The sequence below is a fragment of the Paenibacillus ottowii genome, from assembly GCF_050516475.1.
GTDB classification, from domain to species: domain Bacteria; phylum Bacillota; class Bacilli; order Paenibacillales; family Paenibacillaceae; genus Paenibacillus; species Paenibacillus ottowii.
In genome coordinates this window covers 2,431,328-2,454,608 of the sequence record NZ_CP191577.1, presented here as the reverse complement: position 1 = coordinate 2,454,608, position 23,281 = coordinate 2,431,328, and the positions used below count along the sequence as shown (strand labels likewise).

14 protein-coding genes are annotated in these 23,281 nt (G+C 47.8%); 10 read left to right on the top strand and 4 right to left on the bottom strand.

What is annotated here, in order from left to right; translation table 11 throughout:
- The first annotated feature begins 52 nt into the window (after positions 1–52).
- The 8 genes from ACQQ6X_RS11710 to ACQQ6X_RS11675 all read left to right on the top strand — a co-directional run bounded on the left by ACQQ6X_RS11710 (position 53) and on the right by ACQQ6X_RS11675 (position 13,201).
- Positions 53–1,015, top strand: a complete 963-nt coding sequence (locus tag ACQQ6X_RS11710; protein WP_013369665.1) for an ABC transporter permease — start codon at positions 53–55, stop codon at positions 1,013–1,015.
- Positions 1,016–1,030: 15 nt separating this feature from the next.
- On the top strand, positions 1,031–1,912 hold the full coding sequence (locus ACQQ6X_RS11705; RefSeq protein ID WP_013369666.1) for a carbohydrate ABC transporter permease: 882 nt from the start codon (positions 1,031–1,033) through the stop codon (positions 1,910–1,912).
- Positions 1,913–1,976: 64 nt separating this feature from the next.
- On the top strand, positions 1,977–3,566 hold the full coding sequence (locus tag ACQQ6X_RS11700; RefSeq protein WP_305165455.1) for an ABC transporter substrate-binding protein: 1,590 nt from the start codon (positions 1,977–1,979) through the stop codon (positions 3,564–3,566).
- Positions 3,567–3,592: 26 nt separating this feature from the next.
- Entirely contained in the window at positions 3,593–5,056 is a 1,464-nt protein-coding gene (locus ACQQ6X_RS11695; RefSeq protein ID WP_305165454.1) for a glycoside hydrolase family 32 protein, read from the top strand.
- Between the two features lie 41 nt (positions 5,057–5,097).
- Positions 5,098–8,352 (top strand): GH32 C-terminal domain-containing protein, encoded by a 3,255-nt coding sequence (locus ACQQ6X_RS11690; RefSeq protein WP_305165453.1) that lies wholly within the window; start codon positions 5,098–5,100, stop codon positions 8,350–8,352.
- Between the two features lie 229 nt (positions 8,353–8,581).
- The gene (locus ACQQ6X_RS11685) at positions 8,582–10,318 is read left to right on the top strand and encodes an ABC transporter ATP-binding protein (RefSeq protein WP_305165644.1); all 1,737 of its coding nucleotides are present in this window, start codon (positions 8,582–8,584) and stop codon (positions 10,316–10,318) included.
- Entirely contained in the window at positions 10,299–12,137 is a 1,839-nt protein-coding gene (locus ACQQ6X_RS11680; protein ID WP_305165452.1) for an ABC transporter ATP-binding protein, read from the top strand. The genes ACQQ6X_RS11685 and ACQQ6X_RS11680 overlap by 20 nt, the downstream gene beginning before the upstream one ends.
- A 152-nt stretch (positions 12,138–12,289) precedes the next feature.
- Positions 12,290–13,201: an AraC family transcriptional regulator gene (locus ACQQ6X_RS11675; RefSeq protein WP_305165451.1), complete on the top strand. Its 912-nt coding sequence runs from the start codon at positions 12,290–12,292 to the stop codon at positions 13,199–13,201.
- A gap of 108 nt (positions 13,202–13,309) precedes the next feature.
- Here the strand turns inward: ACQQ6X_RS11675 and ACQQ6X_RS11670 are convergent, their stop codons facing one another.
- From ACQQ6X_RS11670 to ACQQ6X_RS11655, 4 genes are all read right to left on the bottom strand, one after another.
- Complete coding sequence (locus ACQQ6X_RS11670; RefSeq protein ID WP_063212478.1) at positions 13,310–14,710, bottom strand: sugar porter family MFS transporter; 1,401 nt, start codon at positions 14,708–14,710, stop codon at positions 13,310–13,312.
- Between the two features lie 227 nt (positions 14,711–14,937).
- Positions 14,938–16,275, bottom strand: coding sequence for an AraC family transcriptional regulator (locus ACQQ6X_RS11665; RefSeq protein WP_305165450.1), 1,338 nt, complete (start codon positions 16,273–16,275; stop codon positions 14,938–14,940).
- Positions 16,250–17,695 (bottom strand): sensor histidine kinase, encoded by a 1,446-nt coding sequence (locus ACQQ6X_RS11660; protein WP_305165449.1) that lies wholly within the window; start codon positions 17,693–17,695, stop codon positions 16,250–16,252. Before ACQQ6X_RS11660 ends, ACQQ6X_RS11665 begins: the two co-directional genes overlap by 26 nt.
- The gene (locus ACQQ6X_RS11655; RefSeq protein WP_305165448.1) at positions 17,692–18,690 is read right to left on the bottom strand and encodes a sugar-binding protein; all 999 of its coding nucleotides are present in this window, start codon (positions 18,688–18,690) and stop codon (positions 17,692–17,694) included. The genes ACQQ6X_RS11660 and ACQQ6X_RS11655 overlap by 4 nt, the downstream gene beginning before the upstream one ends.
- A 217-nt stretch (positions 18,691–18,907) precedes the next feature.
- Between ACQQ6X_RS11655 and ACQQ6X_RS11650 the strand changes: the two genes are divergently transcribed.
- Both ACQQ6X_RS11650 and ACQQ6X_RS11645 read left to right on the top strand, forming a co-directional pair.
- On the top strand, positions 18,908–20,422 hold the full coding sequence (locus ACQQ6X_RS11650; RefSeq protein ID WP_305165447.1) for an alpha-glucosidase/alpha-galactosidase: 1,515 nt from the start codon (positions 18,908–18,910) through the stop codon (positions 20,420–20,422).
- A 588-nt stretch (positions 20,423–21,010) separates the two neighbouring features.
- Complete coding sequence (locus ACQQ6X_RS11645) at positions 21,011–23,173, top strand: glycoside hydrolase family 6 protein (RefSeq protein ID WP_305165446.1); 2,163 nt, start codon at positions 21,011–21,013, stop codon at positions 23,171–23,173.
- The last annotated feature ends 108 nt before the right edge of the window (positions 23,174–23,281 follow it).

The window sequence follows — 23,281 nt, the reverse complement described above, 5'->3', positions numbered from 1 at the left end:
AGCCTTTTCAATTGTGTTATACAGACGGCTATTACAGATGGGGGGAAGGCAAATGGCCAACTTGGCTAAGGCAGCTCAGAGAAATGTCGCACTGGGGGAGCAAAGGACCATTCGCAGTAAATTAGACTATATTCGTAAGAACTATTTTCTTTACGTACTGCTGGCGCCTGCGCTGATTCTTACGATTCTTTTCAAGTATGTTCCGATGTACGGGGCGATTATTGCATTCAAGGATTTTAGCCCGCTCAAGGGGATTTGGGGAAGTGACTGGGTTGGACTGAAATACTTCACTAAATTTTTAGACTCGCCTAATTTTACGGATATTTTCTTTAATACGCTGAAACTGAGCTTTTATGGACTTGTACTCGGGTTTCCTGTACCAATCCTGTTAGCGGTGATGCTGAATCAAATCCGCAAGGCGGGATTGAAAAAGAATATCCAGCTTGTTTTGTACGCCCCTAATTTTATCTCGGTCGTTGTCATTGTGGGTATGCTGTTTATTTTCTTGTCTCCGACAGGGCCCCTGAATCAAATCATTGCATCGGTGACCGGAAACCCTGTGATCTTTATGACAGAGCCTGAATATTTCCGCTGGATTTATATCCTGTCTGGAATTTGGCAAGGGGCGGGGTGGTCTTCAATCATTTATGTAGCTGCGCTCGCTAATGTTGATCCCGAGCTGCATAATGCGGCAAGTCTGGACGGAGCCAACCTGCTTCAGCGCATATGGCATATTGATTTGCCAACGATTAAACCCATTATGGCGATTGTTTTTATCCTGGCAGCAGGAGGAATCATGTCGATCGGGTTTGAGAAAGCGTATCTTATGCAGACCTCCATGAATTTGCCTACTTCTGAAATTATTCCTACCTATGTGTATAAAGTCGGCTTGCAATCCGGCAATTATGCTTATTCTGCGGCGGTCGGGCTGTTTAATTCGGTGATTAATGTGGTTTTGCTGCTGACCGTTAACTTTATTGTCAAGAAGCTCAATGAGGGAGAAGGGCTTTATTAGGAAAGGAGCCTCTTTATGCATGTCAAACATTCCAATCTGGACCGCTTCATCCTAGGTGTGAATTATATTGTGCTCACTCTGGCTGTACTGATTATCGTAGTTCCCTTGGGTTATATCGTGATTGCTTCGTTTATGGACCCGACCGTTTTGTTAAGCAAAGGGCTATCCTTCCGTATTTCGGATTGGAGTGTGGAGGGGTATCGGAAAATTTTGTCCAACCCGGCCATGCTTCGTGGGTTTGCCAATTCGGTCTTCTATTCTTCGTGTTTTGCCTTGATTTCTGTGACCGTTTCGATTTGTGCTGGCTATGCCTTATCGGTGAACAGCCTGGTGGGGCGAAATTTCTTTATGACATTGTTTATTATCACCATGTTTTTTAGTGGAGGGCTGATTCCAACTTACCTGCTGGTCAAAAATTTAGGGATGCTGGATACCGTGTGGGCTATTCTTCTTCCCGGTGCGATCAATGTGTGGGATCTGATTTTGGCGCGAACGTTCTTTAAAGGTGTACCTAATGAATTAAAAGAAGCTGCCAATGTGGACGGAGCCTCCGACTGGACGATATTTTTTAGAATTGTCCTGCCGCTGTCCAAACCCATTATCTTTGTCATTGCGCTATATGCCTTTGTTGGTCAGTGGAATTCTTATTTTGATGCCATGATTTATCTGGATAATGCACAGCTGCATCCGCTTCAATTGGTGCTGAGATCGATCCTGATCCAAAATCAGACGATGCCTGGCATGATTAGTGATCAATTGGCGATGGCAGAACTAAAACGTCTTTCGGAAATGATCAAATATTCATCGATTGTCATCTCCAGTCTTCCGTTACTTGTGATGTATCCCTTTTTCCAAAAGTATTTTGAAAAGGGTGTTATGGTTGGCTCTTTAAAATAAAAGATGCCGCACACTTCATTTGCTACACGTGCATTTTACCTTTTATCCGATGGAGGTCATCTAGATGAAAACAGTCAAAACTGCCTCATTTGCCGCACTGGCGGCGATCTTGGTTCTTTCCGGCTGCGGCAGCAGCAATTCCTCTAATGAGAGCGATGCAACAGATGTGAATGGAAAAGTGACGCTTAACTTTATAACCCAAAGCTCTCCACTCGCTCCGGCAGACCCGAACGACAAGCTGATCAACAAACGGCTGGAAGAAAAAACGGGCATTCATATTCGTTGGAAGAACTTTACCAGTGACCAGTTTGTGGAAAAAAGAAATCTGGCCATTGCCAGCGGTGATTTGCCGGATGCGGTATTTGACGCGGGCTACTCGGATTACGATTTGCTCAAGCTGGCCAAAGACGGTGTCATTATTCCGGTGGAGGATTTGATTGAACAGCATATGCCGAATTTTAAAAAGGTATTGGAGCAATCACCGGAATATAAAGCGATGTTAACTGCGCCGGATGGACATATTTATTCCTTTCCGTGGATTGAAGAATTGGGAACAGGAAAAGAAGCAATCCAGTCCGTAGATGATTTGCCGTGGATTAATGTGGAGTGGCTGAACAAGCTGGGCTTGTCCATGCCGACAACGACCGAGGAGCTGAAGCAGGTCTTAATTGCTTTTAAAACCAAAGATCCCAATGGCAACGGGCAGGCGGACGAGATTCCATTATCGTTTATCGATAAGCCTGGCGGCGAGGATTTGGCCTTTTTATACGGGTCCTTTGGGCTGGGAGAGAACTGGGATCATACAGTGGTGACCAACGATGGGAAAGTCGTATTTACGGCAGCGGATAACGGATATAAGGAAGCCGTCAAATATATTCATGATTTATACAAAGAGGGACTGGTGGACATAGAGTCTTCCCAGCAGGATTGGAACACCTATCTAGCCAAAGGGAAAGATCACCGCTATGGTCTGTACTTTACATGGGATAAGGCTAATATTACAGGCCCAAATAAAAAATACGATCTCATGCCGCCGCTGGCTGGCCCGAATGGACATGTAAATGTTACACGGACGAATGGCATCGGCTTCGATCGTGGGCGCATGGTGATCACCAGTGCTAATAAGAAGCTGGAGGCGACTGCCAAGTGGATTGATCAGCTGTATGATCCGATCCAGTCCATACAGAACAACTGGGGAACTTACGGGGATACCAAACAGAAAAATATCTTTGAGTATGATGAGGCAAAGGGAATGTTGAAGCATCTTCCGCTGGAAGGCTCGGCTCCGGTGGAAATCAGACAAAAGACGAACATTGGCGGGCCGTTAGCTGTATTGGATGAGTACTACGGAAAATACACAACCCAGCCAGAAGATGCCACATGGCGATTGGGTTTGCTCAAAAAGGTGATGGTTCCTCATATGCAAGCAGATCATAATTACCCTAAAGTATTTTTCTCTATAGATGAGCTGGACCGCTTATCCACCATTGAAACCGATCTATTCGCCTATGTTCTCCGCAAACGTACGGAATGGTACCAGAATGGCAAGGTCGAAGAGGAGTGGCCGGAATATTTGCAGGAGCTGAATAGTCTGGGATTACAGGAATGGCTGCAAATCAAACAGGCTGGCTATGACAGAAACGTAAGTAAATGATTCTTATTTCGAGGGAGATGGAATATATGAACGTTGTTAGGCAAGAGAAATACCGCCCATCCTATCACTTTTCACCGAAAAACGGATGGATGAATGATCCGAACGGAATGGTTTATTTTGCAGGACGTTATCATTTGTTTTATCAGCATCATCCATTCGGCACAACGTGGGGTCCTATGCATTGGGGGCATGCGGTCAGTACTGACTTGGTGAACTGGGAGGAGCAGCTGATTGCTTTGGAGCCGGATGGGCTAGGAACGATTTTTTCCGGGAGCGCCGTGGTGGATGAGCGGGATACGTCCGGTTTTTTTGAAGGCAAGCCGGGGTTGGTAGCTATTTACACTCATCATTATTCGCTTCCAAACACGGATCAGATACGCCAATACCAGAGCCTTGCCTATAGTACAGATTCAGGTGAAAGCTGGATTAAATATGCGGGCAACCCTGTACTGGAAGATGAGCATTGCGTTGATTTTCGTGACCCCAAAGTGTTCTGGCATGAGCCTACAGAGCAGTGGGTGATGGTGCTGACCTGCGGTCAGACGGTTCGAATCTATCATTCTCCGAATCTGAAGGAATGGGTGTTTGCCAGTGAATTTGGACACGGTATCGGTAGCCATGACGGGGTGTGGGAATGTCCGGATTTATTTCCGTTATGGGTTGATGGGGAGAGGTCACAGGTAAAGTGGGTTATGCTCGTAAGTATCGGTGATAATCCGGAGATTCGGGAAGGGTCCAGAACACAGTATTTTACGGGTGAATTTGATGGGACGACATTTGTGGCAGATGTGGAAAGTGAAAAAGTCCGCTGGCTCGATTATGGCAGAGATAACTACGCAGGTGTGTGCTGGTCGGATATTCCGGCAGAGGACGGACGACGCCTGTTTATGGGCTGGATGAGCAACTGGAGATATGCCAATCAGACACCGACGGAACGCTGGAGAGGTGCCATGTCCATTCCGCGTGAACTCGCACTGGAAACGAGAAAGGGCACAGTTGCACTTATTCAGCGCCCTGTTCGGGAACTGAACGGATTAAGAACTCCTGTCCTGTCACTCACAGAGCCATCTTGGGAGGAAGTGCAGAACGCATTGTCTGCCTTGCAACTGGATTGCTACGAACTTGTGGCTGAATTTGCAACCACCGGAGACCTTGGTTTTAAGGTGCGGGTATCGGATGAACATGAACAAGAGACACTCGTCGGGTATACTTCCGCCACGCAGGAAGTATACGTGGATCGGACACGGTCAGGCTGTTCGGATTTTCATGAAGACTTTGCAGGCAGACATGGGGCCTCACTAGGAATCTTGCCAGATCGAATGGACATCCGCCTCTATGTGGATCGCTCGTCTATTGAAGTGTTTTTCAATCGCGGACAGGTAGTCATTACTGATTTAATATTTCCTGATGGAGAAGCTAAGGGTCTTGAAATATGCCCGGCGGAAGAGCAGGTCACTTTATTTTCACTGGAGCTTTATGCGCTGAAATGAGATTTTCTTCATAATCCGTACTGGAAGGTAGGAAATTGGCGATGAGGATAGAGCTCACATACACGCGAACGAACCTGACGGACTGGCAGATTAAAGGAAAGGGACGCATTGAAGATAACGTTCAAGGACTTTTGCTAAGATCGGAGCCACGGGAAAACGTGATGGCTATGTCTGGAACCACATCACAGGATTTTATTTTTGAAGCGGATGTGATGGTCACAGACATACAGGCAGATGCTACCCTCGTTTTCCGTTCCAGTGAGGACGGATGGTCTTCCTATATGCTTCAAATCGTGCCGTCTGCCGGATTGGTGCGGCTGCGGGATGCTGCTGGAGATATCGAAAGACTCAAAGAGGAACGGCCAGTGGAATTACAAGAAGGAGATATTTATCATCTCAAGGTGAAGGTAGAAGGCTCGCAGCTTAAAGTGTACTGGGATGAAGGATATCGCCCGATTATAGATGTGGTCGATACGACGTATGCCTCAGGATATTTGGGATTGAATGTCTGGAATGGATCGGCATTATTTCAAAACATTCAAGTCAGTGATATGGATACGAATGCAGGTGAACGGCTTTTGACCCGTGGGAAATGGCAACCGGACCTAAAAGGGCAGAGAGCCGAGGGAACCAGTATGGAAGGTGCGCTCAAAATATACGGTGTCGCAGCTGCTGACCTGGTGCTGGAAGGCAGTGTGACGCTGAATCCTTCCCAACCAGGCATGGAAGCAGGACTATTTTTCAGAGGGAATCAGGTGGGAACGGAGGGCTATATTGCTTCTGTGCAAGGAGAGAATCATCAGATCCGGGTACATCTGAAAAAAGCGAACGGAACGTTGATTACAAGCTCGGCGATGACGTATCCGGATACATCGGGCAGTAAGCACAGTTTGGAAATCATTGCACACGGAGAGCGGATTCGCGTGTTTGTGGATGGCTACACTCCTGCGGCGATGGACATCGTGGATAGCAGTTATTCCAGTGGTTTTACAGGCATGAAGGCAATTGAGGGGACGGCTTATTTTCAGGATTTCTACCTTACCTCTATCTCGAATTACTATACCGAAAAATATCGCCCGCAGTATCATTATTCCCCTGCCAGAGGTTCAGCCAGCGATCCGAACGGATTGGTATATTTCGAGGGAGAATATCACCTGTTCCATCAGGATGGTGGACAATGGGCACATGCGGTTAGTGTGGATTTGCTGAATTGGAGAAGGCTCCCTTTGGCATTAAAGTGGAATGATCTGGGTCATATCTGGTCCGGCTCGGCTGTAGCTGATCTCACTAATACTTCCGGCTTGTTCACCGACTATGGCGGGAAAGGGCTGATTGCTTATTACACCTCCTATAATCCTGATCAGCCCAGGGGAAACCAGAGAATTGGCCTTGCTTACAGCACAGACCGGGGACGGACATGGCAATACTCAGTAGACCGTTCGATTGTAATAGAGAATCCGGGTCAGAGTGAAAACGATCCCGGCAACTGGGATTTTCGTGATCCGAAAGTAGTATGGGACGAAATCTATCTGCGCTGGATCATGGTGGTGTCCGGAGGGGATCATATTCGTTTTTTTACTTCCACCAACCTGATAGATTGGAGCTGGACGGATAACTTTGGCTACGGCGAGTATATACGTGGAGGGGTATGGGAATGCCCGGATTTATTTCAGGTGGCGGTAGATGAGAAGGATGCCTATAAGTGGGTTTTGATGATTAGCACCGGAGCCAGCACGAATACTCAAGGTTCGGATGCGGAATATTTTATCGGTGAAGTGACGGCTGACGGGAAGTTTAAAAATGATCTTTCACCAGGTAAGGTGCTGAAAACCGATTGGGGGAAAGAGTTCTATGCCTCAATGTCTTTCTTTAATGTGCCCGGCGGGCGGCGTATTATGCTGGCATGGATGACGAATTGGGACTATCCGTTCAGCTTTCCGACTGCTCCTTGGAAGGGACAGCTCAGCATCCCACGCCAGTTATCGCTAAAAACAACCCGTGAAGGCATCCGTTTGATACAGCATCCGATAGCCGAGCTGACTTCGCTGCGTTCTCATTTATTTTCGCTAAAACATGAGCGTATCACGGAATCTTCTCCGAATATACTGGAAGGTTTGAAGGCGGGTGCCTATGAGATTGAAGCGGAGTTCGAATGCCCTTCCGTTAGGAGAGCCTCGACTTTTGGCTTTTATGTACGGGAAGGCGGTGAGCAAAGAACGGTAGTCGGCTATAAAACAGACGTCCAACAGATGTTTGTAAACCGTGCTGAATCAGGACTTACTGATTTCTCTACCTTGTTTTCAACACTTCATGAAGCATCGCTGGCACCGACCGGGAATCGAATTCAAATGCGTATATTTGTGGACGAATCCTCAGTTGAGGTGTTTGGTAACCATGGGGAAGTCGTATTTTCCAATATCATTCTTCCAGATTCGGCACGTAGAGGAATGAGCTTGTTTACTCAAGGTGGTGAGGTGAAAATTGTTTCTCTTCATGTGTATGCGCTACGCAATAGCTGGAGGGCTACAGAGGCTTCACCCATCAGACTGATGATGGATTACACCCAATTGGAGCTTGCGAAAGGACAGTCGAAACGTCTGTATGCGAGTGTGGAGCATTCTGTGCAAAAAGAACATTTGCTGAACTGGGAATCCAGCAACTCCGCAGTTGTCAAAGTGATCCCGTCCAATGAGGGCTTTGCGACTGTGGAGGCACTTTCCCCTGGAGAAGCTGTTGTTACAGCCACCATCACGGGAGATACGGTGAGAGCAAGTACCTCGGTTACTGTGTACGGAGGGATGTTTTATACCAATCTTTCAGGTTGGAAGGCGGATGTCTCTGCATCCCGCTGGATGGTGACGGCAGATGGTATACGCGGAAGCTGTATCAGCGATGCAAATTATATGGCTTCTGAGCAGGCGAAAGATTTTACGTATAGGGCTGAGATGAAGCTGGATGGAAATGGGAGTGCTGGTTCCATGATTTTCCGTGCCAACGCGGACGGGTCGAGTGGCTATTATTTCAATTTGGACCCGAACATGAAATCGATTCGTCTTTTTTATAAAAAAGAGGGTCGATTTGAGCAGCAACAGGTGCTCGCCAAGGTTCCAAGATTTGTATTGCCGGGAGTAATCTATGCTGTCAACATCCAGGCAGAAGGATTACGCCTGCGTATCGAGATAGATGGTGAACAAGTAATTGACCTGGAAGATGATACATTTGCCGCAGGGCATTTTGGTGTCAATGTATTTGGCGGGCAGGCTTTTTACCAACATGTACAGGTCGAGAAAGTCTGATTTGAATTTCGTATTTTTGAAAGAGAGCTGTATTTTACGAGCTCTCTTTTTTGCGTCTTTTTCGCTGGAGTCTCCAAATTGCTGGTTAAACGAAGCCGTTCAGAAGGGTATAATAAAATATAGGCTGTATAAAGTGCGTATATGGTGTTACGGCAGGTTTGGATTTATACAACGATTAGGCGCTGATCTGGAAGGACGGCTATGGGCAATTGGAGGAATGCTTGTGGGGATGATGTTCTCTTTTCTAAAAAAATATCGGGTTCCAGCTATCGCGGCGCTTGTGATGATGTTGCTGGAACTGACGGTAGAGTTATCGCAGCCGTATTTGATCTCCAAAATCATAGATGAGGGCATTCGGCAGCAGGATTTGCCTGTCGTCTGGTTATGGGGCGGTGTACTGGTGGGCAGTGCCGTTATCGCTTTTATGGCGGGAATATCCAGCTCTTTCTTTGCATCGCATGCAAGTCAGGGGTTTGGCTATGATGTGCGGGAAAAGCTGTATCAAAAGGTGCAATCCTTTTCTTATCCGGTGTTCAAACGGTTTGCTACTTCGTCGTTGATTACCCGCCTGACGGGAGATGTCACGCAAGTACAAGATACGGTGTTTATGAGCTTGCGATTTATGACACGGGTTCCGCTGGTGGTCATCGGCAGTATTGTAATGGCCCTGGTTGTACATTTTAGGCTTGGACTGCTGCTGGCGGTGATGGCTCCGGTGTTGTTCGTATTTGTGCTGGTAATGATGCGGAGGACGGTCACTTTGTTTAAGGGTGTTCAGCGGCGCTTGGATGATGTTAATGGAGTAATCCAGGAGAATCTGACAGGCATTCGGCTTATTCGGGTTTTTGTGCGGATGCGGCATGAAATTGAACGCTTTGCCCATTACGGAAGCGAGTTGATGAAAGGGACGGTGTCTGCTCTACGCTGGACAGAAACGACAATGCCGTTCATTTTATTTACGATGAATGCAGGGATTATTGCAGTACTTTGGTTTGGGCGCAATCAGATTTCCACTGGAGATGCCAGTGTAGGACAGGTGGTTGCCGTCGTCAATTATTCCCTGCGGACGATTGGAGCTTTGTCTGCCTTATCCGGTATCGTTGTTGTATTTTCCCGGGCAACAGCATCTACAGGGCGGATTCGAGAGGTTTTGGAAACGCCTAATGAAGAGGGACGCGAGCTGGAGGCTGTTCCAACACCTAACACACGGATTGAAGGACAGGTGGAAATGGATGGGGTGAGCTTTCATTATCCGGGCAGTGATTTGGCTGTATTAAAGGATATCTCCTTTAAGGCACGGCCGGGTGAGCGGATCGCTATTATGGGGGCTACTGGTTCGGGCAAATCCTCACTTGTGCAGTTGATTACACGTCTGTATGAAGAAGATGAAGGTCATGTGCGCTTTGACGGAAAGGACGCTCGTCAACTGGATGGTTCCATTCTCCGTGAGGCGATTGGTTATGTTCCTCAAGAGGTACTGCTATTCACAGGCTCGATTCGGGATAATATTGCTTGGGGGCTGGAAAATGCCAGCCTGGAGCAGATTCAGGAAGCCGCACGCATGGCACAAATCCATCCTATGATTGAACGCTTGCCGCAAGGCTATGACACCATGCTCGGGCAGCGTGGCGTTAATCTGTCCGGCGGACAGAAGCAGCGGCTTTCGATTGCCCGCGCACTGGTGCGCCAGCCGGCGGTGCTGATTCTGGACGACAGCACAAGCGCGCTGGATGTAGGGACAGAAACAGCATTGCTGAATGCACTCGATGGCCTGTCCTGCACGACATTTCTCATTACGCAGAAGATCAGCTCGACGGCTTCCGCAGATCAGATTTTACTGCTGGATGAGGGGCGTCTGATCGCAAGTGGAGATCATGAGCATCTCATGAGTAGCTCAGAACTGTATCGACGTATCTATAAATCACAATACGGAAAGGAGGAGTCGCATGCTCAAGGAACTCATTGAACCATTCCGTCAGCCTACACCGGAATCCGGTGTACTGCGAAACCCGGCAGGTGCTGAAGGACGACGCAAGGCCAAAGCGAAGAACTGGTCTGGTACGGTAGGGCGAATTTGGGCTTATCTGGCCCGTCGCAAGGCCAAGCTGATGCTGGTACTGTTCATGGTGTTGCTCAGCTCCGGGCTGTCGCTGCTGGGACCATATCTGGTCGGCGTAGCGGTGGATGATTTTCTCGAAGGTCCGGGTGGGCGCACATGGATTTATTTTCTCCTCGGATTAGCGGCTGTGTATCTGCTGAATTCGCTGACCTCCTGGCTGCAAAACATCTGGATGATCGAGATTGCTCAAGAGACGGTGTACCGCATGCGTTTCGATCTGTTTTCACATTTGCATCGACTCCCCATCCCTTTCTACGGAAAACGTCAGCAGGGAGAGATCATGAGCCGTCTGACCAATGATATCGAAAATGTCAGTTCTACGCTGAACAGCTCGGCCATTCAGATTTTTTCCAGCATATTGACGCTGATCGGTACACTCACGGTGATGCTGTGGTTAAGCCCGCTAATGACTTTGCTAACCTTTATCGTGGTGCCGTTAATGTCAGCCGGGATGCGCTGGATTACACGCCGCACCGGGCCTTTATATAAGGAAAAACAGAAGAACTTGGGTGAACTGAACGGATACATTGAAGAAACGCTGTCTGGTCAGCAGATTATTAAAGCATTTTCACAGGAAAAAAGAGTCATCCGTGGCTTTCGTGAGCGTAATGATCGTATTCGGCTGTCGGGCTTCTGGGCGCAAACGATTTCTGGCTTTATCCCCAAGCTGATGAACGGATTGAATAATCTCAGCTTTGCCATTGTAGCAGGGATCGGTGGAATTTTGGCCATCCACGGCTCGATTACTATCGGGACGATTATCGTATTTGTAGAATATGCTCGCCAGTTCACTAGACCGCTGAACGATTTGGCTAACCAGTGGAATACACTGTTGTCTGCTATTGCCGGAGCTGAGCGTGTATTTGAAATATTGGACGAAGATGAAGAGTCCAAGGATGAACACGGCGCAGTCAAGCTGAAGCATGTAGAGGGAGCTGTACGGTTTACGGATGTTTCCTTTGGTTATGATGAGGGAAGCGCTACACTGGAAGCCATCTCTTTTGAAGCTGAACCAGGTGAAATGATCGCGCTGGTCGGTCCGACCGGAGCAGGAAAAACGACACTGATCCAGCTTCTTTCTAGATTCTATAGCCCAGACAAGGGAACGATTACGCTGGATGGGCGCGACATTACAACCATAGAACGTGAAAGCTTGCGTTCCCATATGGCATTTGTGCTACAGGACACCTTTCTGTTTCAGGGGACCATTCGCGAAAATATCCGCTTCGGCAGGCTGGATGCCACCGATGAGGAGGTTGAACAGGCATCGAAGCTGGCTAACGCCCACTCCTTTATCATGCGGATGAAGGACGGATACGACAAGGTGCTGGCAGCGAACGGCAGTGGTATCAGCCAAGGTCAAAAGCAGTTGCTGGCGATTGCTCGTGCGATCTTGACCAACCCCTCCATCCTGGTCCTCGACGAGGCGACGAGCAGCATTGACACCATCACCGAGATGAAAATCCAGGAAGGACTGGAACGGCTCATGCAGGGGCGAACAAGTTTTGTCATTGCGCATCGGTTGAATACCATACGTCAGGCTGACCGAATTTTGGTCTTAAAGGACGGCCGTCTGGCCGAGCAGGGCTCTCATGAGGAGTTGGTGGCTCACAAAGGATTTTATAGTGATTTATATTATGGTCAGTTGAGAAAACAAAGCTCATAAGCAGGCTTGATCAACAGATTTACAGGCATATGTAGAAAGGACTATCTTGAGACTCCTTTTCTAAATTCAACTATGGTTTACACAGAGTAAAGGATTACGTAATGTATTATACGTTGCCATATTAGCTTGATCTATTTCGCGGAGGTGCGGGGATGAACGGAAGCCTGTTTGAGCCAGGACTGCGGGACGGGGATTATATTCCCCGTTTTTTTGCTTACTATTACAAGCAATGGCGTGATTATACCATGTCTTATCATGATCATCATTCCACTGAGATTATGTATATGATTTCCGGCTTGTGCAGGGTAGATGTACAAACCGGAGAAGATACGGAAGAGAGCATTACACTTCGCAAAGGCGAGTTTATTATGCTTGACGCAGGCGTCCCACATCGGTTGGTGGTGGAAGGAGAACAACCGTGCCGGATGCTGAATGTAGAGTTTGGCTTTAAGGAAGGGGTGAGGGTAGGCCCGTCTATCCAACAAATAGCTGCGGAGGAACAGGAGCTCACGGTCTTTATGTCGCGTCCATTCCCGTATCTGGTGCTATCAGACCCGGAAGAGGTATATTATGCGCTGAAAAGTCTCGTGCTGGAGCTGGATCAACGTAAAGAACAGCCAGGTGCCCTGGCAGAAATGCTTTTTATGCAATTGCTCGTACGAATTGCACGTCTACGGGAAGAAGCAGAGCGCAGCAATACGCAGCAAACAGATTTGTACATCAAGCGATGCATTGAGTTTCTTCATCTGAACTATGACCGGGATATTGCAGTCAAGGACATGGCCGCGGCCGTCAATCTGCATCCGGGGTATTTGCATCGAATTTTCAAAAAACATACAGGGCTAACGCTTACCGCATATTTAACGATGCTGCGAATGGACAAGGCCTGTATGCTGCTTCAGCAAACGGACATTCCCATACAAGAAATTGCTGATTATGTTGGCGTCGCAAGTAGACAGTATTTCCACATGTTGTTTAAAAAGCACACAGGTCAAACCCCTGTTGAATACCGCTCTGCCGTCGAGCGCGATGTGAGGAACTATGGGGAGGAGGGAGGAAGCTAATAACAAGAAGCCTCTGAACCATTGCCGATTTAGGTCGGTATGAATTCAGAGGCTGTGTGATTTCAAGCATTATAACACGTGTGGGGCTTCTTGCGAGCTAAAATAGTGTCATTTTCCGAGCCACATATTTTCCATCTGTTCAAGTGATCTCCCCTTGGTTTCGGGAACCTTACGCCATATAAAGACTACGACGAACAACGAAATGGCTCCGAATATCCAAAAGGTACTGGACGGACCGGCTGAACCCAGCAGGGGAGGGAATGCCTGGGACACCAGATAATCGCCGGCCCATAATGCCATCGAAGCAATGGCGACTGCTTTGCCGCGAATGCGGTTTGGAAAGATCTCCGAGATCATAACCCATACGATTGGTCCAAGCGATATGGCGTAAGAGGCCACGTAGATCAATATCATGATCAGCACGAGCGGTCCGGTAGTTAAACCCATTTTGAATGCGGCTCCAATAATGATCAAGCAGAGGGTCATTAACGAGGTGCCGATCATCAATAGAACCTTTCGCCCCACTTTGTCGATTAGCCATACGGACACGATGGTAAACAACACATTGATCAACCCGATCCAGATGGTCTGGGTCAGAGAAGCGTCCGTACCGAGTCCCATTCCTTTAAAGATAACTGGCGCATAATATAAAATGGCATTAATGCCGGTAATATGCTGCATAACAGCGAGCGCGATACCGATAAAGAGAGCGACCCGAATACCGGGTGCGAACAATTGTTTAAATGAGTTGTTTTCATTTTTGAATGATTCCTTGATATCACGCACTTCCTGCTTAGCGGCTTCTTCACCGTGAATTTTTAGCAGAATCGGCAAGGCTTCATAAGGTCGATTCTGTTTGATCAGCCATCTCGGGCTTTCGGGTATGAAGAGCATCAAGAGCATAAAGATTAGTCCGGGAACAGCCCCCACTCCGAACATCCAGCGCCAGGCGGTTGAGACACCCCAGGCTTCATCCCCCAAGCTGACGATCCACGAATTCTGAAAATAAACCAGGAAAATGCCCGTTACGATGGCCAGCTGATTTAAAGCAACCAAACGGCCTCGGTATTTGGCGGGAGCGATCTCTGCGTTATACACCGGACAAATAGTGGAAGTGATTCCTATGCCGACGCCGCCGATCATGCGAAAGATAACATACCCGGTGAACGAATCTTGAATCGCAGAGCAAATCGAGCCGACGACGAATAAAAATCCGGCAGCCAGCAATACCTTTTTTCTGCCGATTCTTTCACTCATGTAGCCAGAGAGAGCCGCTCCTGTGATACTCCCTACAATCAGACTCGACACCGCCCAACCAACCTGAAATTCGCTCAGCGAAAAACGCTGCTGTAGGAATTCAACTGCCCCCGAAACAACCGCGATATCAAAACCGAACAGTATGCCTCCAAGAGCAGCTACGATGGATACCAGCGTCACAAACAGCATACTGGGTTTTTCTGATTGAAGCGCTTTCTGTTTAGCGCTTTCATTATGGATGATTACTCCCATATGATCATCTCCCCTCAGATTCCTAGAACCTCATTCCGTTCTTCGAGGAGAAGTATAACACGCACCTGTAAAAGAAAGGTCGGTGATCGTCTTCAATAAACGGACCTTTTCATGCACGATTTTGACTTCGATTCCCGAATTGGAGATGAAGGGGCCAAAGCTAGCATTACCTTGTCATTTGAGCTTAAAAAAATCCATGTCGAGGGTCGACATGGATGAATTTTATGCTATTTTTGGCCTTTGAACTCTGTGGGAGGAACGCCCGTTATCTTCTTAAAGACGCGGCTAAAATAGTTCGGGTCCTTATAACCCACTTCAAAGCTGATTTCCTTAAGCGCAAGGTTGCCCTCCTTGATCAGAGCAATAGCTTTATCAATCCTTAGCCGGGTTACGAAGTCGATGAACGTTTCTCCGTATTCCTGCTTGAAGATTTTGCTGAAGTAGTGAGGATTCAAATGGACGAAATCAGCCACTTCTTCCAGTGAAAGATCATCGTTAAACCGTTCCTCGATATACATTTTTGCCCTGCCCAGCATAGTGTGTGTTTGAACCTCTCGCTGTTCGCGTATCCGTTGCAGTGCTGATATGACGTACGTTTGCTGAAGCATTCCTTTCTCCGCTTTGACGGCAGGCACGGACGCATTTCCAGTCTCTGAAGACTTTAGTTCGTCAAAGTAGCAATAACCTCCATCGCGCTTGCGTAGGGTAGAGGCAAAAACGGCTTCGAAATAGGACTTGCGAAGTCCTTCCTCGCCGCTATGCAGCGATCCGATTCCGATAGCCGCCTTGATACCAAATTGCTGCTGGGCAAGCTCGGAGAGCTGCTGAACAAGGTGTTTTAGCAGCTGCCGCCAGTCGTCCTCGCTAGTGGTAGGCGGCTTTTGTAAAAAAGCGGCTACATGATGGTCAATCAAGGAGCTTACAATGGAATTTGGACCATGTGTTTTTACATAGCTTCGAAAATGGTCGTAAATTTTCTTTTTATCCTGCTCGTCCGTATATCCGTCAAAGGCGGCAATGATGGCGCTTCCCTGATCAAGAGGGAAGTCCAGCCATTCCGACAGCTGGGAAGCACTCGAATCCACCGTCTGGTCGACCATAAGCATTAAGGCCAGCTCATTTTCTGCGAGTGGCATTAGCTGTGAAATTTTGTGCCTAAGCTCCAATTCTTCCGTACGTGTCCGCTTCTCGCACTCAATTTCTTCAATCAGTCGTTTCAATGTGCCGATGATGAGTTCTCGCTTTGCCGGCTTCAGAATATATTCTTTCACGCCCAAAGAGAGCGCCTCCTGGGCATAGGCAAAATAATCATAGGCAGTGACGAGCACAAATCGGGTATCGGGAAGACGCTCCTTTAATTCACGAAGTGCCCCAAGCCCGTCGATTCCGGGCATATTAATATCCAGAATGGCAATATGGGGACGGTGCTCTTCCGCACATTCGATTGCCATGCGGCCATTGCCGGCATGAATAAACCGGAATACCCCTGGCATCGCTCGTTCCACTGTTAATTCCAGTCCTTCCCTTTCCAAAGCCTCGTCATCCGCGATTAACAACCGATACATTCGTCTGCTCACTCTCCTGCTTGACTGGAATTCGTATTGTTATGGTAGTACCTCGTCCGGTACTGCTACTGATTTCAACCATTCCTTCTTTTCCGTAGAATAACTGCAATCGCCTAAACACGTTTTGCATTCCAAGTCCCGTGGAACTGCTGCTTTCAGCTCCGCCCTCAAGACGAAGCACAGACAGTCGGGTTTCCTCCGCCATGCCTTTTCCATTGTCCGAAATTTCAATTTGCACATCCTGGTCAACTCTCGACAGCGTCAATGTGATCATAGCTCCGTTTTCCATATCCGCCACACCATGAAGAAAGGCGTTTTCAATCAACGGCTGGATCGTCAGGGCCGGAATTTGCTGCTGTAGTACAGAAGCGTCAAAGTGAAAATCAAAGCGAATTCGGTCCCGGAAGCGCGCCTGCTGGATGGTTACGTATTCGCTTATATGATCCAGTTCCTCCTGGAGCGTTACGGGTTTGTCCAGCTTTTGCAGACTGTACCGTAGTAAATTAGACAGCGAAACGATCAGGTCGCTGGTCTTCTCCGCCCCTTCCAGGATCGCTAGTTTGGAGAGCACATTTAAGGTATTGAATAAGAAGTGTGGGTTAATTTGATTTTGCAGGGCCAGCAGCTCTAGCTCCTTCACAAGCCGCTGCATTTCCAGACTCTGTTTATCCTTTTCGATGAGGATGCTCAAGTCAGCGGACATTTGCGAAATGGCGTCCGCCAATACGCCTAATTCGTCATCCCGCCGCGGTTGGGGCTCGATATTCAGGTCACCTGTGGCGATCCGCTTGGCGAGTCCGACAAGTCTGCCGACAGGACCAGTAATGCTGCGCGAGACCCAGATTGCTAGCAAAACCCCCATCAGCGCGTTCATGCCGAACAACGCAACTCCCAAACCGTTCATTTGCTCATTCTTGTTCCGAATGTTCTCGATGATCGGCCGGTAATAAGCCAGTTCAGCATCGATTAGTCGCTGCCCCTCCTCATGAATATAGCTGACGGTTTTTTCCGCTTCAATATAATGTTCAAAAGCCGATTGAGGCTCTTGTGCCTTTGCATCCAGAACTGCGGCTTGTTTCTGCTCCAGAAATGTGGACAACAGATTCACGTAGTCCTCCTCGGCGAAAGAAGGGTCGGTCGAGTCGGAGACTTCCTGGATTTTGCCTTTCAACTGCTTTAATTGGTATTCTGTCGGTCCCTGTACATTCTTATCGCCTCTTGGATTGAGTAGAAAGGCATATAGGAGATTTAAGTTGCTCTCCGCCGCTTCGGAGGTTTGCTCGATGAGAAGAATGCGGCCAAGCATTTCATCGTAGCTTTGTTGTACGACCTTTCCGCTTTGGAATACAAAATAAGCGATGATATTGGCAAACACAACTAGAAGCGGGATGAACAGAAGCAGCTTCTTTCTGATCGTCATCGTCTGTCATCTCCGGACTTGTCGTCGGAAGTGTCTGCATGCACTTCATATACTCTGGTGTATGTTAATTCCTGAGGATGATTCCCCTTTAGATAATCATTTAGCAATTTTATGGCCTTGGCCCCCATTTCCTCTGGCTGTTGCACAATGGTCAGTTCGATTTTGCGATCTTTAATAGCTTTCAGCGTCTCGGCCATATCGTCAAAAGCGAATATCTGCAAACTCTGCGCTCCGCGCCGGTCCGAGGCCTCCAGAATGCCAAGGCCGTCCAGTGCACTGAATCCGACCATGTAGCGGATTTGCGGATACCGGGTGAGCATGTTCTGAGCTTGCTGGGCTGCCTGAAGCCGTGAAATATTGGAGGAGCGAATCTCCACAATGTGGAGATTGGGATAGCGGCTGATCACGGAACGAAAGCCGGCAAGCCTGAGGCGCTGATTCTCAACGCGCTCGTTGCTGATCATCACTCCAATGTCTCCATGCTCTCCAGAAGTTTTCGCCAACAGCACGCCCATCTGTTTTCCTGCTCCTTCATTATCCGTTCCGACGTAAGCCAGCCTCCGGGAGTCCGGCTCATCCGTATCGATCGTGATGACAGGTATGCCCAGTCCGGCCGCTTTGTTGATTAACCGGCGATACTCCGGATCATTTATCCCTTGTACTAGAATGGCATCCGCCTTACTGGCGATGGCTTTGTCCAGCAATTTGATCTGCTCGGACGGATTAATGCGGTCTGGTCCGATATAATCGAGCCGCATACCGTACTGCTTCGCTTCCTTTCGAGCTCCTTGTTCGATGGACCGCCAGTAATAATTATCTAACTCTTGTGATATCAATACCACTTTGGTATCGGGACCCCCGTCTTTTGGTGAAACCGTCTTCAATTGTTCAGCAAATTGATGAATTTGAAAAGAAGACAGAGTGAACTGAAACAACAGCCAGCCAAATAGCAGCAAGACGGGGATAAGGATAAATGTCCATTTACGGTTTGACATGTCTTGCTCCTTTAGGAATATTTAGAGACTCTACTCATTATACAGCAATAGAAGAAGCGTTCGCAGCTATCGTCAAGGCAAGCAGTATCTGTTGATGCGAAAGTTAGGATTTTTGACACCTAAGCACGAATCTGGTCATGATTTTGATAACGCTTTCTACTGGCATGTTGCTACAATGACGGTATATTACAATTCTAATTACCGGAGGTTGAATGCCGTGTCATTTAAAGTAGCTTTTATTGGAGCAGGGAGCATCGGTTTTACCCGTGGAATTTTGCGAGATCTGTTATCGGTACCAGAGTTTAACGATATTGAAGTAGCTTTTACGGACATCAGTCAGCACAATCTGGATATGGTTACTGAACTGTGCCAGCGGGATATTCGTGAAAATGGTTTGTCCATTCAAATACAGTCCTCTACGGATCGAAAAGTAGCTTTGAAGGATGCCAAATATGTCATTTGTACAATCCGTGTCGGCGGTCTGGCGGCCTTTGCGACCGATGTGGATATTCCGCTAAAATACGGTGTAGATCAATGCGTGGGCGATACACTTTGTGCAGGAGGCATCATGTATGGTCAGCGTGGCATCGCTGAAATGCTGGAGATTTGCAAGGATATTCGCGAGCTAAGTGCACCGGATGTGCTATTGCTGAACTACTCGAACCCCATGGCGATGATGACCTGGGCCTGCAACAAGTACGGCGGCGTGCGTACGGTTGGTCTATGTCATGGCGTTCAGAATGGGCATCACCAAATTGCCGAGGTGTACGGTCTGGAAAAGCAGGATGTGGACATTGTATGCGCCGGAATCAATCACCAAACATGGTACATTCAGGCGTCTCATAAAGGCAAGGATTTGACAGCCGGGCTGCTGGAGGCTTTTGAACAACATCCTGAATTTAGCTGCACCGAAAAGGTACGCATCGATATGCTTCGTCGTTTTGGCTACTACAGCACAGAATCGAATGGTCATCTTAGTGAATATGTGCCTTGGTATCGGAAGCGTCCGAGCGAAATTCTGGACTGGATTGATCTAGGGAGCTGGATCAACGGAGAAACGGGCGGTTATCTGCGTGTATGTACGGAAGGACGCAACTGGTTTGAAACAGATTTCCCCAACTGGATGAAGGAAGACCCACTGGAGTACAAGGCGGAAAATCGCGGTGAAGAGCACGGCTCATACATTATCGAAAGCCTGGAAACAGGACGTGTATACCGGGGGCACTTTAATGTCGTGAATAACGGTGTAATTTCCAACTTGCCGGACGATGCGATTATTGAAGCTCCTGGATATGTGGATCGGAATGGCATTTCCATGCCGCAAGTAGGAGAACTGCCGCTCGGTCCTGCTGCTGTGTGCAACGTTAGTATTTCCGTTCAGCGTTTGGCTGTCGAAGCGGCTGTACATGGTGACGATAAGCTGCTGCGCCAAGCGTTTATGATGGACCCGTTAGTGGGTGCGGTGTGTAATCCGAAAGAAATTTGGCAGATGGTCGATGAGATGGTGGTGGCACAGGAAGCATGGTTACCGCAATATGGAGCAGCGATTGCCGAGGCGCGCCAACGTTTGGCTGCAGGCGATCTGATTCCAACCCGGCCTTACGAGGGAGCAGCACGACTTAAGGTAAAGACGGTTGAAGAAATGCAATTGGATCGGGATGCCGCCAATAAAAATGCAGGACAATCCGACAAAGGCAAGGATCGCGAAAAAGTACAGAACAGCAATGCGTAACAGCTACTTGGTATAATCGCAGTAACGCTCATTCCATGGTCCTGTTTATGAGCAGAGATGGACTGGACAACAATAAAAGGGTGTTTTCATGGTCGTAGGCCTGGAACACTCTTTTTGCTATCGATAGGTTTAACGATTTTGGTGTAGCTGGTAACGTGAGGTTTAGCATTGTCGATTTGGGCTGACGGAAATTAAAGAATACAGTCTTGTTTTTTTAGAATTCGACTTTTTGACTGTCGACCCTGAATCTCCTGGGAGCTTATCCTAGCAGGGAAGTTCAACAAATGATAGAACGGATCGTAGAAAAAAAGAGGTCTTCCCGAACCGTCGTTGTGGCAATTCATAGGCCTAATTAATAAATGTACTCCTTAATTTATTCAATTTACAGGAGATTTCCAGCTCACTATAATCTAACATAGGAGGTGACAAAAAGGGGAAAATGTGAGCGCATGAACAAATAGAAAGCGCTTACCTTTTACAGCTATGAACGCCGCTTTTTTGTAGAAAGAGAGTAGGCGTAACACACATCTAATCATATAACAATCAGGTGCCGACATAGGAAGATTAACAAAATCTATGGAAAGATAGGTGAAGCAATTGAAAACAAAGCAAGTGCTTCGTAAAGGAATGAAGTATGCTTTTGCGCTATCACTCGTCGCAAGCAGCTTTCTACCAGGTGCAGGATTTACGGATAAAATACATGCAGAATCCCATGTCGATAATCCTTACCAAGGGGCGACAAAATACGTTAACCCTGATTATGCGGCTAGTGTCGACACATCGATTGCCAAGGTTACGGATGCGAACCTGAAGGCAAAAATGCAAACGGTCAAAACGTTCCCGACAGCCGTATGGCTTGATCGTATCGCTGCTATTAACGGTGGTGGGGGCAAGCTTGGCTTGGAAGCGCATTTGGACCAAGTATTGGCGCAAAAGAAAGGTAATACACCGATTACGGCGGAATTCATTGTGTATGATCTGCCCGGACGGGATTGTCATGCCTTGGCTTCCAATGGTGAATTGCCGTTGACCCAGGCAGGTCTGGAAACGTACAAAAAGGATTATATTGACAAAATCGCTTCTATCTTTGCGAATCCCAAATATAAGGATATTCGCATCGTAGCGATCATTGAACCGGACAGTTTGCCAAATCTGGTAACCAATCTGGATACTCCCCAATGTGGACAAGCCAAATCTACAGGAATTTATGAAGCTGGCGTTAAATACACAATGAATAAGCTGAACGAAATTCCGAATGTGTACAAATACGTGGATATCGGTCACTCTGGCTGGTTAGGTTGGGATAACAACCGTGCAGCAACGGTATCTCTGTTTACAACTATCTTCAAAGATACTAGCAAAGGTTTGTCCAGTGTGGATGGCTTTATCACGAATACAGCCAATACTTCACCGTTGACAGAACCGAATCTGCCTGATCCCAACCTGAATATTGGCGGGCAGCCGATCAAATCGTCCAAATTCTACGAATGGAATCCTAATTTCGATGAATCGGATTTCGCAGAGTCCTTGCATAGAGATTTTGTCAATGCAGGCTGGCCAAGCTCGCTCGGCATGTTAATTGATACCGGCCGTAATGGATGGGGAGGACCTAACCGTCCGACTTCCGCAGTCGGCAATGATATTAACTCCTATGTAAACTCAGGTCGTGTGGACAAACGTTCGCACCGTGGTAACTGGTGTAATAGTAGCGGAGCAGGGATGGGAACACCGCCACAAACGGCTCCGGCTGGCCATATCGATGCCTATGTCTGGGCGAAACCTCCAGGGGATTCCGATGGTTCCAGTTCACTCATTCCGAACGATGAGGGCAAAGGCTTTGACCGTATGTGTGATCCTACCTATACAACCAAGGATGGCACTTTAACGGATGCTTTGCCGAATGCACCTATTTCAGGAGCTTGGTTCCATGATCAGTTTGTAATGCTGGTACAAAATGCGTACCCTGCAATCGTGCCTTCCAGTGGTGGTGTGGACCCAGCGCCTACAGCTCCAGCTGTACCTACAGGCTTAAAGGCTGTTGTGGGTAATGCCCAAGTAACGCTGACTTGGAATGCGTCTACTGGTGCCGATAGCTACACGGTAAAACGTGCCACTAGCGAAGCAGGTCCTTTTACAACCGTTGCACCTCTTGTTACTGCAAGAGAGTACACGGATAAAGGGCTGACGAACGGAACAACTTACTTCTATGTTGTAAGTGCTACGAATGCAAAAGGAACTAGTAAGGATTCCGCAACGGTAAGCGCTGAACCAAAAGGTACACCGACCGATCCAACCGACCCTACTGATCCTACAGAACCAGCAGGTGATTTGGTTGTCATGTATCGGGCGGGGGACACCGATCCAGCGAATAACGCTGCCAAGCCTTTTTTTAACCTGAAAAATAAAGGGACAACACCCGTGAAGCTGAGTGAGCTTAAAATCCGCTACTACTTCACAAAAGATGGCAGCCAAGAGCTGCAATCTGCGGTAGACTGGGCGCAAGTAGGTAATGATAACGTACTGCGTACCATTACAGACAAGTATATCGAAATCGGTTTCAGTGCTGCTGCCGGTACGCTTGCTGCTGGGGCGCAAACAGGTGATATTCAGATCCGCATGAACCATAGCGACTGGTCTAATCTGAATGAATCCAATGACTACTCCTTCGATCCAACCAAAACCTCTTATGCTGAATGGAACAAAGTTACGTTGTTCCACAACGATAAGCTGGTATGGGGGATCGAGCCTTAAGATTTAGGTGGAATGTACATTGTACACTTGAGTAGTTGAAATTGTTAAAAAAGGTTGCGGCACAATTGCCGTAGCCTTTTTTAACGTCTTCGAATAAAGAATTCGATG